This window comes from Tessaracoccus flavescens (assembly GCF_001998865.1).
Classification (GTDB): Bacteria; Actinomycetota; Actinomycetes; order Propionibacteriales; family Propionibacteriaceae; genus Arachnia; species Arachnia flavescens.
This window is the reverse complement of sequence record NZ_CP019607.1, coordinates 316,670-337,900: the sequence shown is the minus strand read 5'-3', so window position 1 is coordinate 337,900 and position 21,231 is coordinate 316,670. Positions and strand designations below refer to the sequence as shown.

Below are 21,231 nucleotides of genomic sequence, written 5' to 3'. Positions count from 1 at the left end.
TCGGGCCTGCGGTAAGTTGCTCCCCGTGGCAGAACAATCACGAGTGGTCCTGGTCACCGGTGGCTCCAAGGGCATCGGGCGCACCATCGCAGAGAGCTTCCGCGACGCCGGGTACAGCGTCGCAGCGACCTACCGCTCCGGCGGGGTCCCCGACGGCGTCCTCGGGGTGGTGTGCGACATCACCGACCAGGGACAGGTCGACCAGGCCTTCGAGACCATCGAGGCCGAACTCGGGCCCGTCGAGATCGTGGTCGCCAACGCGGGCGTCACGAAGGACACGCTACTGATGCGCATGTCGGACGAGGACTGGAACACGGTCATCGACACCAACCTGACAGGCACCTTCCGCGTCGTGCGCCGCGCCAGCCGCGCCATGATGCGGGCCCGCTTCGGCCGCGTCATCCTGATCTCCTCGGTCGTCGGGCTGCTCGGCTCGGCGGGCCAGATCAACTACGCCTCCAGCAAGTCGGCCCTCGTCGGCATGGCCCGCAGCCTCGCCCGGGAACTCGGCAGCCGCAATGTCACCGCCAACGTGATCGCGCCCGGGTTCATCGAGACCGACATGACGGCGGTGCTCGACGAGGCGACCATCTCCGACTACACGAAGCGGATCCCCGCAGGCCGGCTCGGTTCGGTCGACGACGTGGCGCAGGCTGCGCTGTTCCTCGCCGGCGATCACGCCGGCTACATCTCCGGTGCCGTGCTGCCAGTTGACGGCGGCCTCGGCATGGGTCACTGAGAAAGGCTGGCCGAACATGGGTCTCCTCGAAGGCAAGAACATCCTGGTCACCGGCGTGACCATGCGCACCTCGATCGCCTACGCGGTCGTCGACATCGCCCAGCGTGAGGGCGCCAACGTAGTGGTCTCTGCCGCAGGCCGCGCCGTCGCCCCGGCCCAGCGGGCCATCTCGAAGCTCGAAACGGTGCCGCCGCTGATCGAGGTCGACGTGACCGATCCCGACCACCTGGCCGCGCTTCCGCAGACGCTGTCCGAGCACTTCGGTGACCGGCTCGACGGCATCGTACACTCGATCGCCTACGCCGATCCCGAGACGGCGCTGGGTGGCAAGTTCCTCAGCACCGGGTGGGACGCCGTCGCAAACGCCGTGCACATCTCGGCCTACTCGCTGCAGTCGCTGACCATGGCGGCCAAGCCCATGATGGGGAAGGGGGGCAGCGTCGTCGGCCTCACCTTCGACGCGACCGTCTCCTGGCCGACCTACGACTGGATGGGCGTTGCGAAGGCCGCGCTCGAATCGACCTCGCGCTACCTCGCCCGCTACCTCGGCCCGGACGGCATCCGCTGCAACCTCGTCGCGGCCGGTCCGGTCGACACCGTCGCGAAGAAGGCCATCCCCGGTGCCTCCTCGTTCAACGACATCTGGGCCGAGCGCGCCCCGCTCGGCTGGGACCCGAGCGACGCCGTCCCGTCGGCTAAGGCGATCGTCGCCCTGCTCAGCGACTGGTTCCCCGCCACAACCGGCGAGATGGTCCACGTCGACGGCGGCCTCCACTCGACCGGCGCCTGACGGGGAGCGGGCGTTCCGAGGGTCGCTGACGGATTGCCACCCATCGGGGTCGGCACCTTCGGGTCCGACCGCTACGGGCCAGATGAGGTCGCGGCGGCGGTCGCCACGGCGCTCAGGCTCGGCTACCGGCTGATCGACTGCGCCTCGGTCTACGGCAACGAGGCGCAGATCGGTTCCGCCATCGAGGCCGCCATGGCCAGGCTGGGCATCGAGCGCTCCGAGCTTCGGATCATGACGAAGGTCTGGAACGACGCCCACGAGCCCGAAGCCGCCGTCGCCTCGGTGCGGCACTCGCTCGCCGACCTGCGTTGTGACCGGGTCGACGTCGTATTCGTGCACTGGCCGTTCCCGAACCACCATGCGGCAGGCGTGGACGTCGACTCGCGCGACCCGCACGCCAGCCCTTACGACGACGAGGGTTTCATGCGGCTGTGGGCGGCGCTCGAGTCGCTCGTCGACGAGGGAGCGGTCGCGGCGCTCGAGGTCTCCAACGTGTCGATCGCGAAGCCGAGCCTGATCCTGGCCGACGCACGGATCGCCCCGACGTTCCTCGAGGCCGAGCTGCACCCCACCGTCCAGCAGGGCGAGCTGTTCCAGTTCGCCGTCGACCACGGCATCCAGCCCATCGGCTACTCGCCGCTCGGCTCACCTTCGAGGCCCGAACGCGACCGCGCCCCCGAGGACGCCGTCGATCTCGAGGCGTCGGCCGTGGTGTCGATCGCGGAGTCGCGCGGCCTGCACCCTGCCCAGGTGTGCCTGAAGTGGGCGGTCGAGCGGGGCCAGATCCCGATCCCGTTCTCCGTGAAGGAGGAGCAGTTGCGCTCAAACCTCGAGGCCCTCGGCGGGGAGCCGTTCAGCCCTGCCGAGGTCGACGCGCTGCGCGGCGTCGAGCGCAACAACCGCCTGATCAAGGGGCAGGTCTTCCTCTGGGAGGGGGCCGATTCGAGGCTCGACCTGTGGGACGTGGATGGAAGGATCGCCGGTCGCTGAGCGGGGACGCCGATCAGCCGGGGTGCCTCCTGCCGGAGTGTGTCCGGGTCCGGTAGCGTTGAGGCCATGGCAGCGGTGGCAGAACTTGCAGGTGTGACCCTTCGACGTGGGAATGCGGTCCTGCTCAACTCGGTGTCCCTGATCGTCGACGAGTCCGAGCGGTGGGTCGTGATCGGCCCGAACGGCGCGGGTAAGACCACCCTCCTGCAGTTGCTCGGAGCCCAGCTCTACCCGAGCGACGGCGTCGTCGGGCTGCTCGGCGAGGTCGTCGGGGCCGTCGACGTCTTCGAGTTGCGGCCGAGGATCGGGCTGTCTTCTTCCGCCTTCGCCGAGCGGATCCCGGCGGGGGAGAAGGTCCGCGACGTCGTCCTCTCGGCCGCTTACGCCGTTGTCGGCCGGTGGCGCGAGGACTATGACGAGTATGACGTCGACCGGGCAGACGACCTGCTGCGCTCGCTGCGGATCGATCACCTCGCCGACCGGACGTTCGGCACGCTGAGTGAGGGGGAACGCAAGCGCACGCAGATCGCCCGTGCCCTCATGACAGACCCGGAGCTGCTGCTGCTCGACGAGCCGGCGAGCGGCCTCGACCTCGCGGGCCGCGAGTCCCTCGTCGACACCCTCTCCGGCATCTGCCTCGACCCGGCCTCACCCGCCACCATCCTCGTCACGCACCACGTGGAGGAGATCCCCGAGGGCATCACGCACGCCCTGCTGCTCAAGGACGGCGACGTCGTCGCGGCCGGACCCATCGACCAGAGCCTGACCGGGGAGAACCTGAGCCAGACCTTCGGGCTCCCGCTCACCGTCGAGCACTCCGACGGCCGCTGGCACGCGAGGAGTCGCAGATGAACGAGTTCATGGAGTGGGTCCGCCAGAACCTCTGGGCGGGATGGGGCGTGCTCGCCCTTGGCCTCGCAGCCGCCGAACTGCTCACGCTCGATCTGACCCTGCTGATGCTCGCGGGAGGCGCGCTCGCGGGCGGGGTCACCGCCCTCGTGTTTCCCGGTCTGATCTGGCTGCAGGTCCTCGTCGCCATCATCACCGCCGTGGCCACCCTCTTCCTGCTGCGCCCCACCCTCCTGGCGAAGGTGCGCAAGGCACCCGGCTACCGCTCCTCCCTCGACACCCTCGTCGGCGCGTCCGGCAGGGCGACCGCCGCCATCACGGCGCACGCCGGCGAGGTGAAGGTCGACGGGCAGGTCTGGGAGGCCCGCGCCTACGACCCCTCGATGGAGATCGCCGAGGGCGAGGCCATCGAGGTGTTCGGCCTCGAAGGCATCACGCTGATCGTCTACCCCAAATCCCGACCGCTCACCAGCTGAGGGGTCTCCCACGACCCCCGGCACGCACCCTAGGAGGCACAAGTGCCCGAACCGTCCCTCATCATCCTGATCGCCCTCGTCGTCGTGGTGGTGCTGCTGCTGGCCGCGACGCTGAAGATCATCCGGCAGCAGCAGGTCTCGCTCGTCGAGCGGCTCGGCAAGTTCCGCAAGGCGCTCGAGCCCGGCCCGCATCTCGTGGTGCCGTTCTTCGACCAGATCCGCTACACCCTCGACATGCGCGAGCAGGTCGTCCCGTTCCCGCCCCAGGGCGTGATCACCGAGGACAACCTGATGGTCTCCATCGACTCGGTGATCTACTTCCAGGTCGTCGACCCCGTCCGTGCCGCCTACGAGGCGCAGGACTACCAGGCCGCCATCGAGCAGCTGACCATGACCACGCTGCGCAACATCATCGGCGGCATGGACCTCGAGGCCGCGCTGACCTCCCGCGAGGAGATCAACCAGAGGCTGCGGGCCGTCCTCGACGAGGCCACAGGCAAGTGGGGCATCAAGGTCAACCGGGTGGAGCTGCGGGCCATCGAGCCGCCGCCCACGATCCGCGACGCCATGGAGAAGGGCGCCCGCGCCGAGCGCGACAAGCGCGCCGCGATCCTGCTTGCGGAGGGCCAGCGCCAGTCCCAGATCCTGTCGGCAGGCGGTGACCGTGAGGCGGCCATCCTCCGCGCTCAGGGCGACCGCGAGGCCCAGGTCCTGCGCGCCCAGGCAGACAGGCAGGCGCAGATGCTGCGCGCCGAGGGCGAGGCGCAGGCCATCTCGACGGTGTTCGGCGCGATCCACGCCGCCGAACCGGATCAGGCGCTGCTGGCCTACCAGTACATGCAGATGATGCCGAAGCTCGCCCGCGGCGACTCCAACAAGGTCTGGATCGTCCCTTCCGAACTCAACGACGCCCTGAAGGGGCTGGGCCAGGTCACCAACATGCCCGAGGTGCGCGACTACGTCTCGCAGGCGACGAAGAAGTTCGAGGCCCCGGAGAAGGTTGACGTGCATGCGGAGATCGAGGAGCAGGCCGAACGCGACCGGGAGCGCTCGAACGAGACGGTCGAGAAGGCCATCGCCGACGCCCAGTCGCTCGAGAAGCCTGCCGTCGGCCGCCGTGGATCGTCCACCCCGGCGCTCGGTCAAGGTGGGGTGCCGCCGCTCAACTCCCCGGACGAGACGCCGTCCGCGCTGGGTGATCCGCAGCAGATGGGCTTCGAGCCGCCCGCACCGGGGCAGCCGCCCGTGCCGCCGCAGCAGCAGTGGCCGATGAGCCCCGGACAGCCGCCGCAGGGGCCGGGGCAGCCTCAGCCCTGACCGGCGGGCCCCTCGGGTGAGTGGTTCCTGAGCCGTCCCGCCAGGATCGAGCTGACGATCAGCTGGGCCTGGTGGTACAGCATCAACGGGAGCACGAGCACCGAGACCACCGGCCCGCTGAAGAGCACGCTCGCCATCGGCACGCCGGTGGCGAGCGACTTCTTCGTTCCGCAGAACAACAGCGCGATCCGGTCGCCGCGCGGGAAGCCGAACCAGCCGCCCAGCGCCCAGGTCAGCCAGAACATGAAGGCCAGCAGCGCAGCCACGATCACCACGACGGTGAGCAGGTCGCGGAGCTGGAGTTCACGCCACACCCCGGAGACGCGCAGGTCCGAGAAGGCACCGTAGACGATCAGGCAGATGATGCCCTGATCCAGGTAGCGCAGCCGCGCCTTGTGCCTCTCCATGAACCCGGCGGTCACGAACCGGGAGAGCTGGCCGAGGAAGAACGGCAACAGCAGTTGGAGCACGACGTCCCAGATCTGGCTGAACCCGATGGAGCCGCCGCCGGCATCGGGGATCATCAGCATCACAAGCAGGGGAGTGAAGATCACGCCCAGCACGTTCGACGCCGTCGCCGAGACCATCGCCGAGGCGACGTTGCCGCCCGCGAGCGAGGTGAAGGTGATCGACGACTGCACCGTGGAGGGAACGAGGCACAGGAAGATCAGCCCCACCCGGATCGGCTCGGAGGCCAACCACTCGGGCAGCCACAGCATCGGCACCGCGATCAGGGGGTAGATCACGAACGTGGTCCCGAGGATCGCGGCGTGCAGCTTCCAGTTCTTCAGCCCCGCGAGGGACTCGGCGGCCGACATCCGGGCACCGTAGCCGAAGAAGAGCACGAAGATGGCGACCTTCGTGACCACGTCGAGCACCTCGCCGGAGGTTCCGCTGACCGGGAGCAGCAAGCCGAGCGCCAATGCGGCGAGGATGAACATCAGGTTCGGATCAAGTCTCAACTTCACGCCAGGTCCTCCACGCGTGCGACGAGCGGTCCACGCAGTGCGTTGGTGAGCACGACCCGGTCGGCCGTGCGTAGGTTCTCGACGGTGAACTCCGCCTCGTCGATCGTCTCGGCCCCGATCAGGCCGGGATCGGCGAGCAGTTCCGCCCGCTGGATGCCGGGCAGGATGCCGAGGCGGGAGGCAGGGGTGAGCCAGCGGCCGCCGATCCGGGCGAAGACGTTGCTGCGCCCGCCCTCGAGCACCATGCCGCGCTCGTCGTGGCCGATCGTGTCGAACGCTCCCTGGCCGGTCGCGGCGGCGACGGCCTCGTCGAGGTGGGCGCGCTCGCTCGTCTTGTGGCGCGAGAGTGGGCCCACCGTCCACGGTGTCGGCGCGAGCAGTGCGCTGACCGGCTCGGGGGTCGGTTCGAGGCGGGCCCGTGCCACGTGCGAGCCGCCGTCGGCGTCGACCTCGAGCGCGACGCGCCAGGCCCCAGGCCCTGTCGCGGCGACGGCCTCGTCGACGGCGTACGGGGCGGGGGCGAAGCCGAGCGCCCGCAGGGAGGCCGCGAGGCGGGCCCGGTGGGCGTCCGCGAGGCGGCAGGCGCCGTCGACCACGGCCATGGTCTCCTTCACCCGGAGGGTGGGCCGGTGGTCGGTGATGAAGCGCGCCTTGTCCAGGCCCTCGCGCCACTCCCCGGCCGCGGTGGAGTCGGCGACGATGCCCGAACCGATGCCGAGCCGGACGGTCCCTTCGTCATCGATCTCGAGGGTGCGGATGGCGACGCTGAGCGTCATGGACCAGCCAGGTGGGTCAGGCGTCGGCGTGATGGTGCCGAGCGATCCCGTGTAGATCCCCCTGCGGTCGGGTTCGAGGCCCCGGACGATCCTCATGCTGGACAGCTTCGGCGCGCCGGTGATCGAGCCGCAGGGGAAGGTGGCCCGCAGCAGGTGGGCTGGGGTGGTGCCCGGATGCAGGCGCGCCGTCACGGTGCTGGTCATCTGCCACAGCGCCCCGACCCGCTCGACGTCGAACAGGCTCGGCACCTCGACCGTCCCCGGCACGGCGACGCGACTGAGGTCGTTGCGCAAGAGGTCGACGATCATCAGGTTCTCCGCGCGGTTCTTCGGCCCTTCGCGCAGTGCCTCCGGATCGGTGTCGGCCGGTGCCGTGCCCTTCATGGGACGTGTGGTCGCGACCTCGCCGTCGACCGAGAGGAACAGTTCGGGGGAGAGGCTCAGCGTCCACGAAGCGGCGGGGCCGGGGAGGTGGGCGAGGACGCCGAAGGCAACCGGTTGCCTCGCCCGCAGCGCGGAGTAGAGGCCCCGCGGGTCGCCGAGCAGCCGACCGACGAGGCGGTGGGTGTGGTTGATCTGATACGTCGATCCCGCCGCGATGGCCGCCTGGATCCGCTCGACGGCCGCCGTGAACTCGGCCTCGGTGCTGCTCGTTCCGAGGTCGGCCACCCAGCCTTGGCCTGTGGCAGGGGGAGGGTGCGCGCCGGGGGTGCGCTCACGGAACCAGTAGAGGGCGCCGCTCGCGCCGTCGCCGACGCGCAGCTCTGCCTCGCCCAGGTCGTAGGGCAGCCAGGCGAAGCAGTGCAGGCCGTCCAGCCATCCGGAGGCAAGCGTGTCGTCGAGGTCGGCCAAGGTGACCAGATCGACCCGGGCGAGCCCGGTCAGGAGGGTCGCGTCGCCTGAGAGCGCATCGTCAAGCAACACGAACGGGTCCATGGGGCTAAGGGTAATGGCCGAGGCGACGCCGGGGCCCAGGTGTCAGGCGCGGACGAAGCGCACCGCTGCCCCGGGGCGCAGCAGGTCCACTAGACCCCGGTAAGGGGTGGCGATCTGGCCGACGCGCACCTGGTCGGCCGTCAGCGGCCGGTCAGTGGTCATGAGGTGGATCTCGCCGCAGTAGCGGCCGGTGCGCTCCGTGTCCATCTGCAGGCTTCCGGCCTCGCGGGAGTCGGCGTTGAGGATCCGTGTCGCATTCCTGGGCTGCCGCGTCCCCTCGATGCGGTGCGAGATGCCGGTCCCTTCGATGCGCAGTGCCCGCGCCCCGTCAAGCAGGAAGGAGACCGCCGGATCCAGGCCGGCGACCGGGACGGTGATCTCACCCGTCCGCTCGTAGCGTCCGATCCATTCCAGGTGGTGGGGCAGCAGCGTGCCCTCCGCGCAACCGGCGCCCGTTCCAGGAGCGAGCGTCGCCAGTTCGAGATGGTTGACGTAGGCGTTGCGATGGCGTTGGTGCTCCAAGGTGGGCAGTCCGAGCCCCAGCGGGGCACGGAAGCTGACCTCGCCGGGGAAGAAGGAGTAGATGGCGCATCCCCGGTCGGCGAGGAGGCGATTCTGATTCGTGAAGAACCCGGTGCTGAGGCCCGTCTCCGGACGCGGGTAGTAGTTGTGCCACGCCACCAGGTCGATCCCGTCGAGGGCGTCGAGCTCAGCCTGCGTGAGCGTTGAGGCGTTGATCGCGATCCGGAAACCGCCGTCGTCGGCGATCCTTCGCACCTGGTCGGTCGTGAATCCGAAGTCGATCCGCACGATCCCGACGCCCCATTCGTGCAGCAGCGTCAGGTCGTCGAGCCCGATCGACAACTTCTGCAGCGTCGTGGGGGAGATGTCCGCGCAGAAGTTCAGTCCCTCCCGCCGGTGCAGGTCGGCCAGGTACGTGCCGTAGGAGGCCAGGTCGTCGCTCTCGGGGATGTGTAGTGAAGTGAACACCTCGGCCCCGAGGGCCCGGGCGGCATCGACGACGCCCTCCCGGGTCTCCTCGCAGTCTGTGGGGTAGAGGCTGAGGAACATCTCTCTCCTAAGGTGTGCTCACGCAAGGCGCGAGACCATGTGCTCCTTGAACCCGAAGAAGTAGGTGAGCAGGAAGCCGGCGAGCACGGCGATCGCGAGGGCGCCGACGTACCAGAGCCACATGCCGGGGGTGATCACGCCGGTCATCAGCAGGCCCGAGAGGCCGAGCCCCTGCGCGCCGAACGCGCCGCTGACCTGCATGCCCCAGGCGAGGAAGGCGCCACCGAAGCCGGCCCCGAGGCAGGCCGTGATGAACGGCGTGACCAGCGGTAGCGAGACGCCGTAGATGAGCGGCTCGCCGATGCCGAGCAGGCCGAGCGGGAGCGCGCCCTTGATGATCTTGCGGAGCTTCTGGTTGCGCGTCTTCATCCACACCGCGATCGCCATCCCGTCCTGGCCGCCGCCGGCCATGGCGAGGATCGGCAGGAGCTGGGTGAACCCGTGGTCCGCGATCAGTTGCGCGTGGACCGGGGTGAGTCCCTGGTGCACGCCGAGCATCACCATCGGCAGGAACAGCGTCGCGAGCAGGAAGCCGCCGAACACGCCGCCCTGTTGGAGGGCGAAGTCGACGAGCAGCCACGTGAGGCCCTGCATGATCAGGGCGGAGATCGGCATGATCACGAAGAGGCAGATCAGCGAACCGATCAGCACGGTCAGCGCGGGGATGATGAACAGGTCGAGCGAGGCAGGGATCCGTTTGCGGAGCCATTTCTCGATCACCGCGAACAGCCATGCGGTGATCATGACGCCGATCACGCCGCCCAGCGCAGGCGCGAGGTTGCCAAAGAGCGGAATCGTCAACGGCTGGGCCGGCGCGGTCTCGACCCCGTCGGCCCCGACCGTCGCCGCGATGCCCGCGAGCGCCGGCATGTACGGCACCGCGCCCGCGATGAAGCCGAGGACCGGGGTGCCCCCGAACTCCTTGGCCGTGTTGTGCCCGACGATGAGGTGCAGCGATCCGATGAGGACTCCGCCGATGGCGGCGAAGGCGAGGAACCAGGGGTTCGCGACGATCCCCGGGTTGATCAGCTTCCAGATGTTTGCGATCGAGGTGATGATGCCGCAGGCGATGAAGCCAGGGATGATCGGCATGAAGATGTTGCCGATGTGCCGGAAGCCGGCGTGCACGGAGGTCGACTGCCTCGCCTTCACCTTGGCCTTCGTCTCGCCGGAGACGTCGCGCACGTCGACGTCATCCTCTGGCCCCGCGGCGTCGTCGGCGTCGACCTCCGCCTCGGGGGACATGCCGCTGGCTTCGGCGAAGGCCTCGCGGAGCCGCTGGGCGTGGCCGGGTCCGACCACGACCTGGACCTGTCTGCCCGGCACGACGCCGAGGACACCGTCGAGCTTCCTGAGCGCCTCGACATCGACGGCCTCCGGGTCATCGACGTTGAGGCGGAGCCGCGTCATGCAACTGGTGAAGGTGTCGATGTTGTCGACACCGCCGACCAGGTCGGCGATCTGCCGACTGAGCTCGTCGTACTTCATGGTCTGTCTACCTTCCTGGGTGGAATGTCGGCTTCACTGCCGGGTGATGGCTGAGCGGACGAAGCCGTCGGCCGTGGCGAGGCGTTCGCGTGCCGTCGGGGCATCGACGCCGCAGAGGATCATGACGATGGCGGTCTTTGCGTGGTTGTCCGCCTGATCGAGGGCCGCCTTCGCCTCGTCGGCCGAACAGTCGGTGGCCGCCCGGACGATGCGGATGACGCGGTCGCGGAGTTTGATATTGGTCGCCTTCACGTCCACCATCAGGTTTCCGTAGACCTTCCCGAGCCGCACCATGGTGGCTGTCGACAGCATGTTGAGCACCAGTTTCTGACTGGTGCCCGCCTTGAGCCTTGTCGATCCGGTCAGGACCTCGGGCCCGTTGTCGACCTCGATCGCGACGTCCGCGTGGTCGCTGACCGGGGCTCCGCGGTTGCAGGTCAGCGAGACGGTTCCTGCCCCGATGCCGCGGGCGTGGTCGAGACCACCGATGACGTACGGGGTACCCCCTGAAGCGGCGATTCCCACGACGACGTCGTCGAGGGTGAGGTTGATGCCGCGCAGGTCGTCTGCGCCGAGCGACGCCGAGTCCTCCGCTCCCTCCACCGCTCGGAACATGGCCCCCTCACCGCCGGCCAGCAGGCCGATGACCTCGCCGGGGTCGGTACCGAAGGTTGGCGGGCATTCCGCCGCGTCGAGCACGCCGAGCCGTCCGCTCGTGCCAGCACCCAGATAGATGAGTCGCCCACCGCTGCGCATGCGTTCGGCGATCAGATCGACGGCCAGGGCGATCTCGGGCAGTGCCTCGGCGACCGCGGCGGGCACCCGTCGGTCCTCGTCATTCATCACGGTGAGGAACTCCTCCGTGCCCAGCTCGTCGAGGTTGAGCGTGCGCGGGTTGCGCGACTCCGTTGTGTTCGTCACGGCCCTCTCCTTCGGGGGTGATCGGATCTGAAGCATTCTTGCATGAGAACCCTTATCTGTGAAGCGTTACTACATTGCGGTGGGTCGGCTGTGCCAGAATTGGCTCACCGACCGGTGAGGCGGGGAGGGAACATGGATGACGTGATCGACCGCATCCGGCGCGCGGTCCACACGCTGCGCCCGGCCGAGGCGCGGGTGGCGCGGGCCGTGCTTGACGACCCCGACGCGGCGCTGACGAGCACCGTCGCCTCGCTCGCGGCCAACGCCGAGGCATCGCAGGCAAGTGTCGTGCGCTTCGCCAGGGCGCTGGGCTTCTCGGGGCTGCCCGAACTGCGGATCGCGCTCGCGAGGGAACTGTCGCGCAGGCAGGTCGAATTGGAGCGTTCGGACATCGCCGAGGGGCAGATCAACTCGACCGACTCACTCGCGGATGTCGTGACAAAGCTCGCCTTCCACGAGGCCCGCTCCATCGAGCAGACCGCGAGGCTGATCGATCACGCCGACCTCGACACCGTCGCCCACGCGATCGCGGAGGCCAGCCAGACGTGCGCGATCGGCGTCGGGGCATCGGGTCTTGCCGCGGGGGACCTGGCGCAGAAGCTGCAGAGAATCGGCCTGATGTGCCAGTACTCGCCCGACACCCACGTCCAGCTGACCCAGGCGGCCCTCGCCTCGCCGGACAGCGTGCTGGTCGCGTTCTCGTTCGGGGGCTCCACCGTCGAGGTGTACCGGAGCGTCAAGCTGGCGCGGGCGCGCGGGGCGCTCACCGTCGCCGTGACCAACGCTCCCGAGTCACCGGTGGCGAAGGCCGCCGACATCGTCCTGCTCACCAGCGCGCGCGAGGCCCAACTGCGTGCGGCCGCCCTCGCCAGTCGCATGGCGCAGTTGGCGGTCGTCGACTTCCTGTTCGTGCGGGTGGCACAGCTGCGCTTCGACGATCTGGAGTCGGCACTCGAGGCGACCCGGGTGGCCGTCCTCGAACAGCATCGCGTGGAGGGCTAACCTTGGCGCGTGCTGATCGAGGTTGACGACCGCTGCGACGAACGCCTGCGCGACTTCGCGGGGCTGCGCGACGCGCAGTTGCGCCGCGACGAGGACCGGTTCATCGCCGAGGGGCTGAAGATCATCGAGCGTGCCTTCGCGGCTGGCTGCACGCCGAGGTCGCTGCTGCTGCAGCCGCGCTGGCTGGAGGGGCTGCGGCACGTGCTCGAGGACTGGCCGGAGGTTCCCGTCTACGTCGCCAAGGAGACGATGATCGAGCAGGTCAGCGGCTTCCATGTGCACCGCGGGGCGCTGGGCTCGTTCGAACGACCGGCCCAGGCGCCTCTCGGCTCGTTGCTTGGCGGAAGGCGACTGGTCGTCTGCGAGGAGATCGTCGACCACGCCAACCTCGGCGCCATCGTGCGCGTGGCGGCCGGCCTCGGGTGGGACGGGCTGCTCGTCACCGGGGGCTCGGCGGACCCTCTGTACCGCAGGGCGATCAAGTCGTCGATGGGCGCCTCGCTCGAGTTGCCGTGGCGTCGCATGACCGGCGAGGCCGAGTTGCACGCCCTGCGCGAGGCCGGTTTCCGGCTCGTCGCCGCGACGCTTCGACCGGGCGCGGTGGACCTCTCCCGCTTCGAGCCGTCGGAGAAGGTGGCGCTGCTGCTCGGGACGGAGGGCGCGGGCCTGAGCGAGGCGTGGCAGGCGGCCGCGGACGACCACGTCAGGATCGAGATGACCGACCGGGTCGACTCGCTCAACGTCGCCACCGCGGCGGCCATCCTCGCCTACGCGCTCAGATGAGAAGGGGCGGACCGCACGCGCGGCCCGCCCCCTCCGATCGTCGGTTCAGGAGAACATGACGATGTTGTTGAACACCAACTTGTCGACCCAGGCGCGTAACTGGTCCCGCCGGAGGTCCGGACCTGGGTGAGCACCGAGGCCTTGACGTACGAGCGGCAGCCGTTGCGGCCGGTCTTGGGGGTGTCGCACTCGGTCACCCAGGTGCGGCCGGCCACGACGTGGCGGCCCGGGGTGGCGAGCGGGTTGCCCGCCCACACCGAGCGGGGCGAGGGCAGGTAGGTGAGGTTGTTGAACACCCACCCGTTGCTCTGCACGTAGCGGCCGCCGACCTGCTTGATCTGGGTGGCCCAGATGTAGGTGAAGCAGCGCTCGGTCACGGAGTAGGACTCACACTCGGTGAACCAGCGACGCCCACCCGAGACGTGGTAGCCGGGGGTCGTGTAGACCCCACCTGGGCGCGTCGGGGTCGCCGTCGGCTTGGGCGTCGGTGTCGCGGTCGGCGTCGGCGATGCGCTCGGCGTCGGTGAAGCGGACGGAGAGGGGCTCGGCGAGGGGCTGGGGGTGGTGGGCTCGTCGGTCAGCTTCAACCCGAGCAGGACCGGGTCGTGGTCGGAGGAACGGTAGGGATCAGCCGCCCACAGGGCCTGCTCGTTCGGCTTCTTGTACGAGGTGTCGTAGTCGAACAGATCGGACTCGTCCGCATTGATGTGCCAGGCGGCCGAGCCGGTGACGTGGGGCTCGAGCGCCTTGTTGGCCAGCGCGTAGTCGAGATAGCCGATCATGCCGTCGAACACGTAGCTGTACGCATGCTCCCCACCGAACTTCTTCTCGAGATCGACGTAGCCGGCCTCGGTGAGAGCATCGATCGGATCCTCGTGGTCGTACGCGTTGAGGTCACCCATGACGACGGTGCGGTCTGCGCCCTGTCCGGTCGGGTCGCCCGCCAACCAGGTGGTCATGGTCTTGACGGCGTTTACGCGGGTCAGGTTGCATTCTCCCTGACCGTCACCGGTGTTCGGATCGGAGGCGTCACACGCTGAGCCTTTCGACTTGAGGTGGTTGACCGCGACGTTGAACTTCTCTCCGCTCGCCTTCTCCTCGAAGGTCTGGACGAGGGTGGGCCGGTTGCGGGAGTCCTTGTAGTCGTAGGCGACCCACTTGCCCGAGAGCGACACCGTCGCCGGCTTGTAGATGAAGGCCTGGAAGATCACGTCAGAGCCGACCACGCCGGTGTTGACCGCGGCGTAGGTCTCGGTGCCGAGGTGGGCGTTGAGCGCCTTGACGAGGTTCTCCACGGCGGTGCCGTTGTTCTCGATCTCCATCATGCCGACCACGTCGGCGTCCATCGCGGCCAGCGCCGCGACGATCTTGGCCTGCTGACGCTCGAACTCCTCGACGTTGTCCGCGCCGCGCGCGTTCTTGTCCTGGCTGGTCAGGGTGGTGAAGTAGTTGAGCACGTTCATTGAGGCGATCTTCACGTCGCCGCCGACCTCCGGCACCTCGGGACGATGGTTGACGGCCTCGTAGTCGGCTCCGGCCGTCGGCTCGATCTTCCACTCGTCGAAGTTGTAGACGAGCACGCCGGTGATGTTGGCCACCGAGTCGCCGCCGCGGAAGTAGTTGTCACGGGCGAAGGACTTCCCGTTGGGGTGGCGAAGCGGGGTCGGGTTCTGCGAGGTCAGGCCGTCGTCGAGGATGATCCGGTTGGCCTCGTTCTGGGCGAGCAGGTCCTGGGCCGGCTTGCCGGGCTCGACCACGGCGGTCGGCGTGTCCTGGCGGGCGGTGCCCGCCACGAGGGTGCCGTAGCGGTCGTAGTCGTAGTACTCGAGGATGGTCAGCTTGTCGGGGAAGCGCAGCAGCATCGACTCGTAGCGCTCCTTGTCCTCGAGAGGGAGCTGCACGTCGGTTGGCGCGACGGTCGCCGTCCCGTCGAGGACGCTGACGGTTGTCGGGGTGATCTGGGTCTGGTTGTAGTGCTCGGCGACCTTGCCCGTCACGCGCAGCCTCGTGCCGACCGCCACGTTGGCGGGGTTGGACTGCGAGTAGACGAAGATGCCGTCGGAGGTGGCGTCGTCGCCGTCGCCCTCGTCCTGCAGGAAGTAGCCGGCGAACCCGCCGGTCTGGAAGTTGCCGGTGACGGTGCCCTCGACGGTGACGCTCTGCCCGTTCATGGGGCTGACGTCCGTCGCGCCCTGGACCGCGCCGATCGGGATGACGGTGCCTGGCGTCGCGGTCGGGCTGGGGGTGGGAGTGGGCGTCGGGGTCGGGACCGTGCCGTCGCAGGAGAAGGTGCCGAGCAGGTCGAACGCGTCGCTCGGGTGGCCGACCCACTGCGCCGACGGGTCGAACGCGTCGCTCGGGTCGGTGTCGGTGACGCAGCCGTTGCGCAACAGCGTGGAGTCCTTGGTGGTCACGTCTGCACCGATCCAGGCGTCTCCCGGGTCGACGCCGGTCTGTCCGAAGGAGTCGACGACGGTGGAACCGGTCAGAAGTTGCAGCGCGTCGTCACCGTTGAAGTTGGTCACGGCGTGGACGATGTCGCCCTTGTCCTTGAGCGCGGCCACAGCCTGGCCGTGCACGATCAGGAAGTGCTCGCCGGGGGCCAGCTGTACTCCGGCCGCCCCGGTCCAGGTGTTCGTGGGGCTCGTGGCGCCGTTGGCAAACATGCGCAGCGAGTAGTCGCTCAGGGCGATGGGGGCGTCGGTGGGGTTGTAGAGCTCGATGGCCTTGTTGTTGCTCAAGCCCTCCAGGTAGCCGCTGATCATCAGCGTTGACGGTGCGGCCGTGGCCTGGGTGGGTAGGGCGACAGCGAGGCTGCAGACAAGGGCTGCGGCCGCCGCGATCACGGGTGGTCGGGAAATCAACATTGCGCCTCCGTGGGGAACGATGGGTACCCGGGAGCCTAAGCGGATCGGAACAACGTTTTGGGGGATTGGGGGTGAACGGCGGGCAAACTCCCTCAGCAGGAGATGCCCGAAGACGGCTGATCCGGGTCGGGCCTAGGAGTCGGTCTCGTCGTGCTCGTGGGTCGTCGCCCACAGCCAGGTGCTGATCGCGAGGCCAAGGGCGAGCAGGGCCGAGGTGAGCCAGAACGGCCACGACCTGTCGATCCCGGACAGCCAGCCGGAGAACCAGCCGAAGGGCGACGCCGCCAGCATCACCACCGTGCGCTGGATCGCCATCACCCTCGAGCGTTCGTCGCGGTCGACGTGCAGCGCGACGAGCGACTCGGCGAGCATGAAGAGGATGCCGGAGCCGAACGCGTCGAGCAGCAGGCAGACCCCGAGCAGCAGATAGGTCTGGGTCGTCGCCGCCCCACCTGGCACGGGGATCGCGAGGAGCAGGAGTTGACCTGCCAGGTAGACGAGGAAGCCGAGCTGGGTCGGGCGCTTCAGGTTCTTCCCGCCGGTGAGGTAGGGGATGAGGCTGAAGAAGAAGACCATCGACAGGAGGGACCGCACCATCGGGAAGTACGGCAGGAGGGCGTCGGGCACGCCGAGCCGCGTGTTGATGGCGACCTGCCAGAACGTGCCGGTGACGAGCGTGACGGCGGCCACGATCGCGGAGACCGCCAGTGAGAACAGCGTCCCCTTGGAGTGCAGGATCAACCCGAGCACCCCGCGGTAACCCTTGAGCGAGGTCCAGAGGCTGACCCCGCGGACCTGGGCCTTGCGCTGCTCCCCGGTGGTGGTCTCCTTCGAGAAGCGCCACAGCAGGTAGACCTTCGCCGTCATGATCAGGAAGGCGCTGAGGTAGAGGATGCGCACGGCGGGCACCAGGCCGAACTGGGCCACCAGCAGCGCAGCGATGGGGGCGAAGACCGCCGACAGGTCGGCGGCCACCTTCACCAGGGAGTAGACGTGCGGGATCTGGCGCCGGTCGACGTCCTCGACGAGCAGGCAGTCCCACGAGTTCTGGGTGATCTGCCAGGCTCCGTTGATCAGCGAGGCTGCCAGGAACCCCCCAGAAGTTCTGCGCGAAGGCCCAGATCAGGCAGGGCAGCGACCAGGCGATCAGGTCGAAGACCGCCGTGGTGGTTCTGCGTCCGAGCTTGTCGGTGATCACACCGCTGAGCAGCCCGAAGACCACCTGCGACAGCGTCGAGATGGTGGCGAGCAGGCCGATGGTGCCGTCGTCGAGTCCGAGCGCCAGCATGAACACCGACGCGTAGGGCAGGACGAGAACCATGGAGAGGCCCCACATGGGCTCGGTTTAGACGCAGGCGCGCCCGTTGCCGCGCAGCCCGATCAGGGTGGCGAGCAGGCCGGTACGGCGGGTGGACATGGCAACGTTCCAGAAGACGTCGTCGGCGCGGCGTGACGCCGCAGGGATCAAGGCAGGACGCTAGCACCCGCTAGGGCGGGCGCGAGGCCGCCCAGGCTCAGGCGTCGGCTGACTCCGGGGTGGCGGCCTTCGCCTTCGGCGAGACTGGCCAGTCGTCCGGGTACCGGAAGGCGAGTTCGGCCACCTTCTTGTCCAGCTGGCGGCGGGACCTTGCGGAGAGCCGGTCGCCGAAGACCATGCCGTTGAGGTGGTCGGTCTCGTGCTGCAGGCAGCGGGAGAGGAGCCCGGTCCCGGTGACGGTGATGTCGTTGCCCTCGGCGTCCTGGCCGGTGCAGGTCGAGTGGTCGGGCCGGGCGAGGCTCTGGTAGCCGCCGGGGTAGGAGAGGCAGCCCTCGTCGGCCGCCTCGAGGTTGCGGGCGTTGCCCTCGGGCAGCGTCACCTCGGGGTTGCACACGACGCCGATCTGGATCCGGTCGTCGGCATCGGGGCACTCGTAGACGAACACCGCGAGGTCGACGCCCACCTGGGTCGCGGCGAGCCCGACCCCGTCCGCGGCCCGCATGGTGGCGAACATGTCGCGGATCAGCTGGTGCAGTTCGTCGCCGAAATCGGTCACCGGCCGCGTCTTCGCGTGCATAACCGGGGTGCCCCAGCGAGTGATGGGCAGGACCTTGCCACCTTGGGTCAGGTCGGCTCCGGACATGTGGCTCCTCCAGTGGTTCGGGTGCTCAGGGCCGATACAAGTATGCCGCAACGGGTGTCGTGCCCGCCCGCCCTGCTGCCGCTGCGCGAGACTTGCGACATGGAACTCAGTGCCGGTTGGCGCGCCCTGATCGAGGAGTACGCGGCGCACCTCGCCTCCGGGCGCGGCCTCTCCGAGCACACCGTTCGCGCCTACAGCACGGACCTGCGCGAGTTGGCGGCGGCCGTCGAGGTGGAGCCGGGAAAGGTGACGCTTTCTCGGCTGCGCGGCTGGCTGGCCGACATGTCGGAGGCAGGTGCGGCATCTTCGACGATCCAGCGCAGGGTCGCGAGCGTGCGGGGGTTCTTCGCCTGGGCCGCCGGTGAGGGGCTGGTCGGGAACGACCCCGCGACGAGGCTCAAGGCTCCGAAGCGGGGCAGGCGGCTGCCGAAGGTTCCGACGGGCGCGGCCATCGGAGACACGATCGGCGCCGCCGAGGCGAGGGTCCTCGAGGAGGGTGACCCGTTGGCCCTTCGCGACCTCGCCCTCGTCGAGGTGCTCTACTCCAGCGGACTGCGGGTCTCGGAGCTCTGTGCCCTCGGCCTCGGTGCTGTCGACCGGGGGCGTCGCTCGGTGACGGTCCTCGGCAAGGGAGGAAAGCAGCGAACGGTCCCGCTCGGGGTGCCTGCGCTGACCGCGCTCGACGCCTGGCTCGGGCGCAGGTCGGAGGTCGCCAGCCCGGCGAGCCCCGACACCGTCTTCCTCGGCGCGCGCGGAGGGGCGCTCGACCCGCGGGTCGCGCGAAGGGTCGTCCACGAGGCGACGAGAGCCGCCGGACCCGGCGCCGAGGTGGGCCCGCACGCCCTGCGGCACGCCATGGCGACGCATCTGATCGAGGGCGGCGCCGATCTGCGCAGCGTGCAGGAGATGCTCGGCCACGCGTCGGTGGCCACCACCCAGATCTACACGCACGTCACCACCGAGCGGCTCCGCGCCGCCTATCGACAGGCGCACCCGCGCGCCTGAGCTCACGTGACCAACGTGAGCGGATCGATCAGGCGCCCCGCCTGCCAGGCCATCCAGTGCAGGTGGCAGCCCGTCGAGAGCCCCGTGTTGCCGACCACGCCGAGCCGCTGCCCCGCCCGGAGCACCACGCCTGGGCGCACCTCAAGCCCGGGCAGATGGTTGTACGCGGTGACGAGCCCGCCGCCATGGTCGACGAAGACCCGCCAGCCGTAGGCCGCGTGGAAGTAGGCCCTTGTGACGGTGCCTGGGCTCGGTGCGACGACGGGTGTGCCGCAGGCGGCCGCGAGATCGGTGCCGTCGTGCAGCTTCCACACCCCTGTCACGGGATGACGGCGCATCCCGAAGGGGGAGGTGTGCCTTCCCCTGACCGGCAGCCCGCCAACGGGGCCCGCTGCCGTGGCGGCGCCAAGCACCGGGGGAGGAGGGACCGGCTCCGTGCCGTGCGGAACGAGCCGGATCTCCGGCGTCGTGAGATAGGCCATCGGATCGGCGTACCGCGTGCCGTCGGTCAGGCCCCAGTGCAGGCAGGCCCGGGGAACGCAGTGGCCCGCGCCAAGCGAACCGACCACCTGGCCCTGCTCGACGGCCTCGCCACGACTCACGGACGCGAGCACGGGCTGATAGGTCGTGCGCCAACCGTTGCCGTGATCGATGCTGAGGGTCGGCACGCCCGCGACGGAGCCGGCGAAGTGCACGCGACCCTCGGCGGCGGCCCGGACCCTCACACCGACGTCTGCCGACAGGTCGACGCCGCGGTGGCCCTTCTCATAGCGGCCGACGTCCTCGAACGCGCGGACGGAGGCGCCCTCGACAGGAGGGGCGAGTGCGAGACCGTCGGCCGCCGCGACCCGCGGAACCAGGAGCAGCGGGACGAGCAGGACGATGGCGAGGACCGGTGTGCGCATGACTTCTTGATCGGCCACCCGCCGGCGGTCGTTGCAGGTGCCTTCGTGGCTGTGGACAGAGCGGCCTCGACTGGTTTGTCGCCGTCGCCGCGCGCGGGGTAACATGGACCGGCAACCTTCATGGGTTGACTTCGCATGCGCCGCCAAGCGGTTTCCGCGTGGTCCCGCCTCACGGCGGGTGCGGCATCCGGGCGCATCAGGGAAGGCCTCGTCAGGGGTCACACGTAACCACTCGTGGGCGTTCGCGTCCACCCAATTGAGGCGGGCCGGTGGCTCGCCGCGAAAGGACCGGCCATGGCCGTCGTCACCACCCGCCAGCTGCTCGAGGCAGGCGTCCACTTCGGGCATCAGACCCGCCGCTGGAACCCCAAGATGAAGCGATTCATCTTCACCGAGCGCAACGGCATCTACATCATCGACCTCCAGCTCTCGCTGCGCTACATCGACAAGGCGTACAACTACGTCAAGTCGACCGTCGCCCGCGGCGGCCAGGTTCTGTTCGTCGGCACCAAGAAGCAGGCCCAGGAGGCCATCGCCGAGCAGGCGACCCGCGTCGGCATGCCCTACGTGAACCAGCGTTGGCTGGGCGGCATGCTCACCAACTTCCACACCGTCGCCAAGCGCATCCAGCGCCTCAAGGAGCTTGAGGGCATGGATCTCAGCGACGTCGCGGGCAGCGGCCTCACCAAGAAGGAGCTCCTGCAGCTCGAGCGTGAGAAGACCAAGCTCGACAAGACCCTTGGCGGCATCCGTGACATGGTCAAGGTTCCCCAGGCCGTGTGGATCGTCGACACCAAGAAGGAGCACCTCGCCGTCGACGAGGCCCGCAAGCTGAACATCCCGATCGTCGGCATCCTCGACACCAACTGCGATCCCGACGAGGTCGACTACCCGGTTCCGGGCAACGACGACGCGATCCGCTCCGTCGCCCTGCTCACCCGCATCATCGCCGACGCCGCGGCAGAGGGCCTGATGGACCGCTCCTCCGGCCGTGGTGGCGAGCAGACCGAGGCTGAGCCCATGCCCGACTGGGAGCGCGAGCTCCTGGCCACCGAGCAGCCCTCCGAGGTTGTCGCCGAGGCCACTGACGCGCAGGCTGAGGAACTGGCCGAGGCCGCAGGCGAGACCGCCGAGACCCCTGCCGTCGAGCTGGCCGAGGCCGCGGACGCTCTTGAGGCGACCGAGGCCGAGAAGCCCGCAGACACCGAAGCCAACTGAGTCACCGAGA

General features: G+C 69.2%; 20 protein-coding genes. 10 read left to right on the top strand and 10 right to left on the bottom strand.

Features of this window, described 5'->3' with window-relative positions; translation table 11 throughout:
* Positions 1-25: 25 nt before the first annotated feature.
* The 6 genes from fabG (at position 26) to BW733_RS01620 (ending at position 5,161) form a co-directional block, all read left to right on the top strand.
* On the top strand, positions 26-739 hold the full coding sequence (gene fabG, locus BW733_RS01645) for a 3-oxoacyl-ACP reductase FabG (RefSeq protein WP_237268268.1): 714 nt from the start codon (positions 26-28) through the stop codon (positions 737-739).
* Between the two features lie 16 nt (positions 740-755).
* Positions 756-1,529 carry an enoyl-ACP reductase FabI gene (gene fabI / locus BW733_RS01640; protein WP_077347304.1) on the top strand — a complete coding sequence of 258 codons (774 nt, stop codon included), beginning with the start codon at positions 756-758 and terminating at the stop codon, positions 1,527-1,529.
* 33 nt (positions 1,530-1,562) lie between these two features.
* The gene (locus BW733_RS01635) at positions 1,563-2,519 is read left to right on the top strand and encodes an aldo/keto reductase (RefSeq protein ID WP_077347302.1); all 957 of its coding nucleotides are present in this window, start codon (positions 1,563-1,565) and stop codon (positions 2,517-2,519) included.
* Between the two features lie 66 nt (positions 2,520-2,585).
* The gene (locus BW733_RS01630; protein WP_077347300.1) at positions 2,586-3,371 is read left to right on the top strand and encodes an ABC transporter ATP-binding protein; all 786 of its coding nucleotides are present in this window, start codon (positions 2,586-2,588) and stop codon (positions 3,369-3,371) included.
* Entirely contained in the window at positions 3,368-3,844 is a 477-nt protein-coding gene (locus tag BW733_RS01625) for an NfeD family protein (RefSeq protein ID WP_077347298.1), read from the top strand. The genes BW733_RS01630 and BW733_RS01625 overlap by 4 nt, the downstream gene beginning before the upstream one ends.
* Before the next feature lie 42 nt (positions 3,845-3,886).
* A complete protein-coding gene (locus BW733_RS01620) occupies positions 3,887-5,161 on the top strand; it encodes an SPFH domain-containing protein (RefSeq protein WP_077347296.1) in 1,275 nt (424 codons plus the stop codon).
* Here BW733_RS01620 and BW733_RS01615 read toward each other — a convergent pair.
* From BW733_RS01615 to murQ, 5 genes are read right to left on the bottom strand one after another with little or no spacing between them, the layout of a single operon-like run.
* Complete coding sequence (locus BW733_RS01615) at positions 5,152-6,102, bottom strand: bile acid:sodium symporter family protein (protein WP_077352631.1); 951 nt, start codon at positions 6,100-6,102, stop codon at positions 5,152-5,154. The genes BW733_RS01620 and BW733_RS01615 overlap by 10 nt on opposite strands.
* 23 nt (positions 6,103-6,125) lie before the next feature.
* Positions 6,126-7,841, bottom strand: coding sequence for a bifunctional chorismate-binding protein/class IV aminotransferase (locus BW733_RS01610; RefSeq protein ID WP_077347294.1), 1,716 nt, complete (start codon positions 7,839-7,841; stop codon positions 6,126-6,128).
* 42 nt (positions 7,842-7,883) lie between these two features.
* Positions 7,884-8,912: a MupG family TIM beta-alpha barrel fold protein gene (locus BW733_RS01605; protein WP_077347292.1), complete on the bottom strand. Its 1,029-nt coding sequence runs from the start codon at positions 8,910-8,912 to the stop codon at positions 7,884-7,886.
* Between the two features lie 18 nt (positions 8,913-8,930).
* Entirely contained in the window at positions 8,931-10,400 is a 1,470-nt protein-coding gene (locus BW733_RS01600; protein WP_077347290.1) for a PTS transporter subunit EIIC, read from the bottom strand.
* Between the two features lie 33 nt (positions 10,401-10,433).
* Positions 10,434-11,321, bottom strand: coding sequence for an N-acetylmuramic acid 6-phosphate etherase (murQ, locus tag BW733_RS01595; RefSeq protein ID WP_443081355.1), 888 nt, complete (start codon positions 11,319-11,321; stop codon positions 10,434-10,436).
* Positions 11,322-11,453: 132 nt separating this feature from the next.
* Between murQ and BW733_RS01590 the strand changes: the two genes are divergently transcribed.
* Both BW733_RS01590 and BW733_RS01585 read left to right on the top strand, forming a co-directional pair.
* Positions 11,454-12,323 carry a MurR/RpiR family transcriptional regulator gene (locus tag BW733_RS01590; RefSeq protein WP_077347286.1) on the top strand — a complete coding sequence of 290 codons (870 nt, stop codon included), beginning with the start codon at positions 11,454-11,456 and terminating at the stop codon, positions 12,321-12,323.
* Between the two features lie 9 nt (positions 12,324-12,332).
* Positions 12,333-13,106 (top strand): TrmH family RNA methyltransferase, encoded by a 774-nt coding sequence (locus BW733_RS01585; protein WP_077347284.1) that lies wholly within the window; start codon positions 12,333-12,335, stop codon positions 13,104-13,106.
* Here the strand turns inward: BW733_RS01585 and BW733_RS01580 are convergent.
* The 4 genes from BW733_RS01580 to def all read right to left on the bottom strand — a co-directional run bounded on the left by BW733_RS01580 (position 13,091) and on the right by def (position 18,093).
* Positions 13,091-15,973, bottom strand: coding sequence for an ExeM/NucH family extracellular endonuclease (locus BW733_RS01580; protein WP_077347282.1), 2,883 nt, complete (start codon positions 15,971-15,973; stop codon positions 13,091-13,093). The two genes, BW733_RS01585 and BW733_RS01580, sit on opposite strands and share 16 nt — an antisense overlap.
* A gap of 132 nt (positions 15,974-16,105) precedes the next feature.
* Positions 16,106-16,954 carry an MFS transporter gene (locus BW733_RS01575; protein ID WP_202970249.1) on the bottom strand — a complete coding sequence of 283 codons (849 nt, stop codon included), beginning with the start codon at positions 16,952-16,954 and terminating at the stop codon, positions 16,106-16,108.
* A 364-nt stretch (positions 16,955-17,318) separates the two neighbouring features.
* Positions 17,319-17,441: a hypothetical protein gene (locus tag BW733_RS19745; RefSeq protein WP_257787456.1), complete on the bottom strand. Its 123-nt coding sequence runs from the start codon at positions 17,439-17,441 to the stop codon at positions 17,319-17,321.
* A 46-nt stretch (positions 17,442-17,487) separates the two neighbouring features.
* Positions 17,488-18,093 carry a peptide deformylase gene (def, locus tag BW733_RS01570; protein WP_077347280.1) on the bottom strand — a complete coding sequence of 202 codons (606 nt, stop codon included), beginning with the start codon at positions 18,091-18,093 and terminating at the stop codon, positions 17,488-17,490.
* 99 nt (positions 18,094-18,192) lie between these two features.
* On the opposite strand from def, the gene BW733_RS01565 reads away from it, so the two are divergent.
* Complete coding sequence (locus tag BW733_RS01565) at positions 18,193-19,098, top strand: tyrosine recombinase XerC (protein WP_077347278.1); 906 nt, start codon at positions 18,193-18,195, stop codon at positions 19,096-19,098.
* 2 nt (positions 19,099-19,100) lie between these two features.
* Here the strand turns inward: BW733_RS01565 and BW733_RS18130 are convergent, their stop codons facing one another.
* Positions 19,101-20,003, bottom strand: coding sequence for a peptidoglycan DD-metalloendopeptidase family protein (locus BW733_RS18130; RefSeq protein ID WP_161490102.1), 903 nt, complete (start codon positions 20,001-20,003; stop codon positions 19,101-19,103).
* Positions 20,004-20,297: 294 nt separating this feature from the next.
* Here BW733_RS18130 and rpsB point away from each other — a divergent pair, with 294 nt between their 5' ends.
* Positions 20,298-21,221 (top strand): 30S ribosomal protein S2, encoded by a 924-nt coding sequence (rpsB, locus tag BW733_RS01555; protein ID WP_077347276.1) that lies wholly within the window; start codon positions 20,298-20,300, stop codon positions 21,219-21,221.
* Positions 21,222-21,231 lie beyond the last annotated feature (10 nt).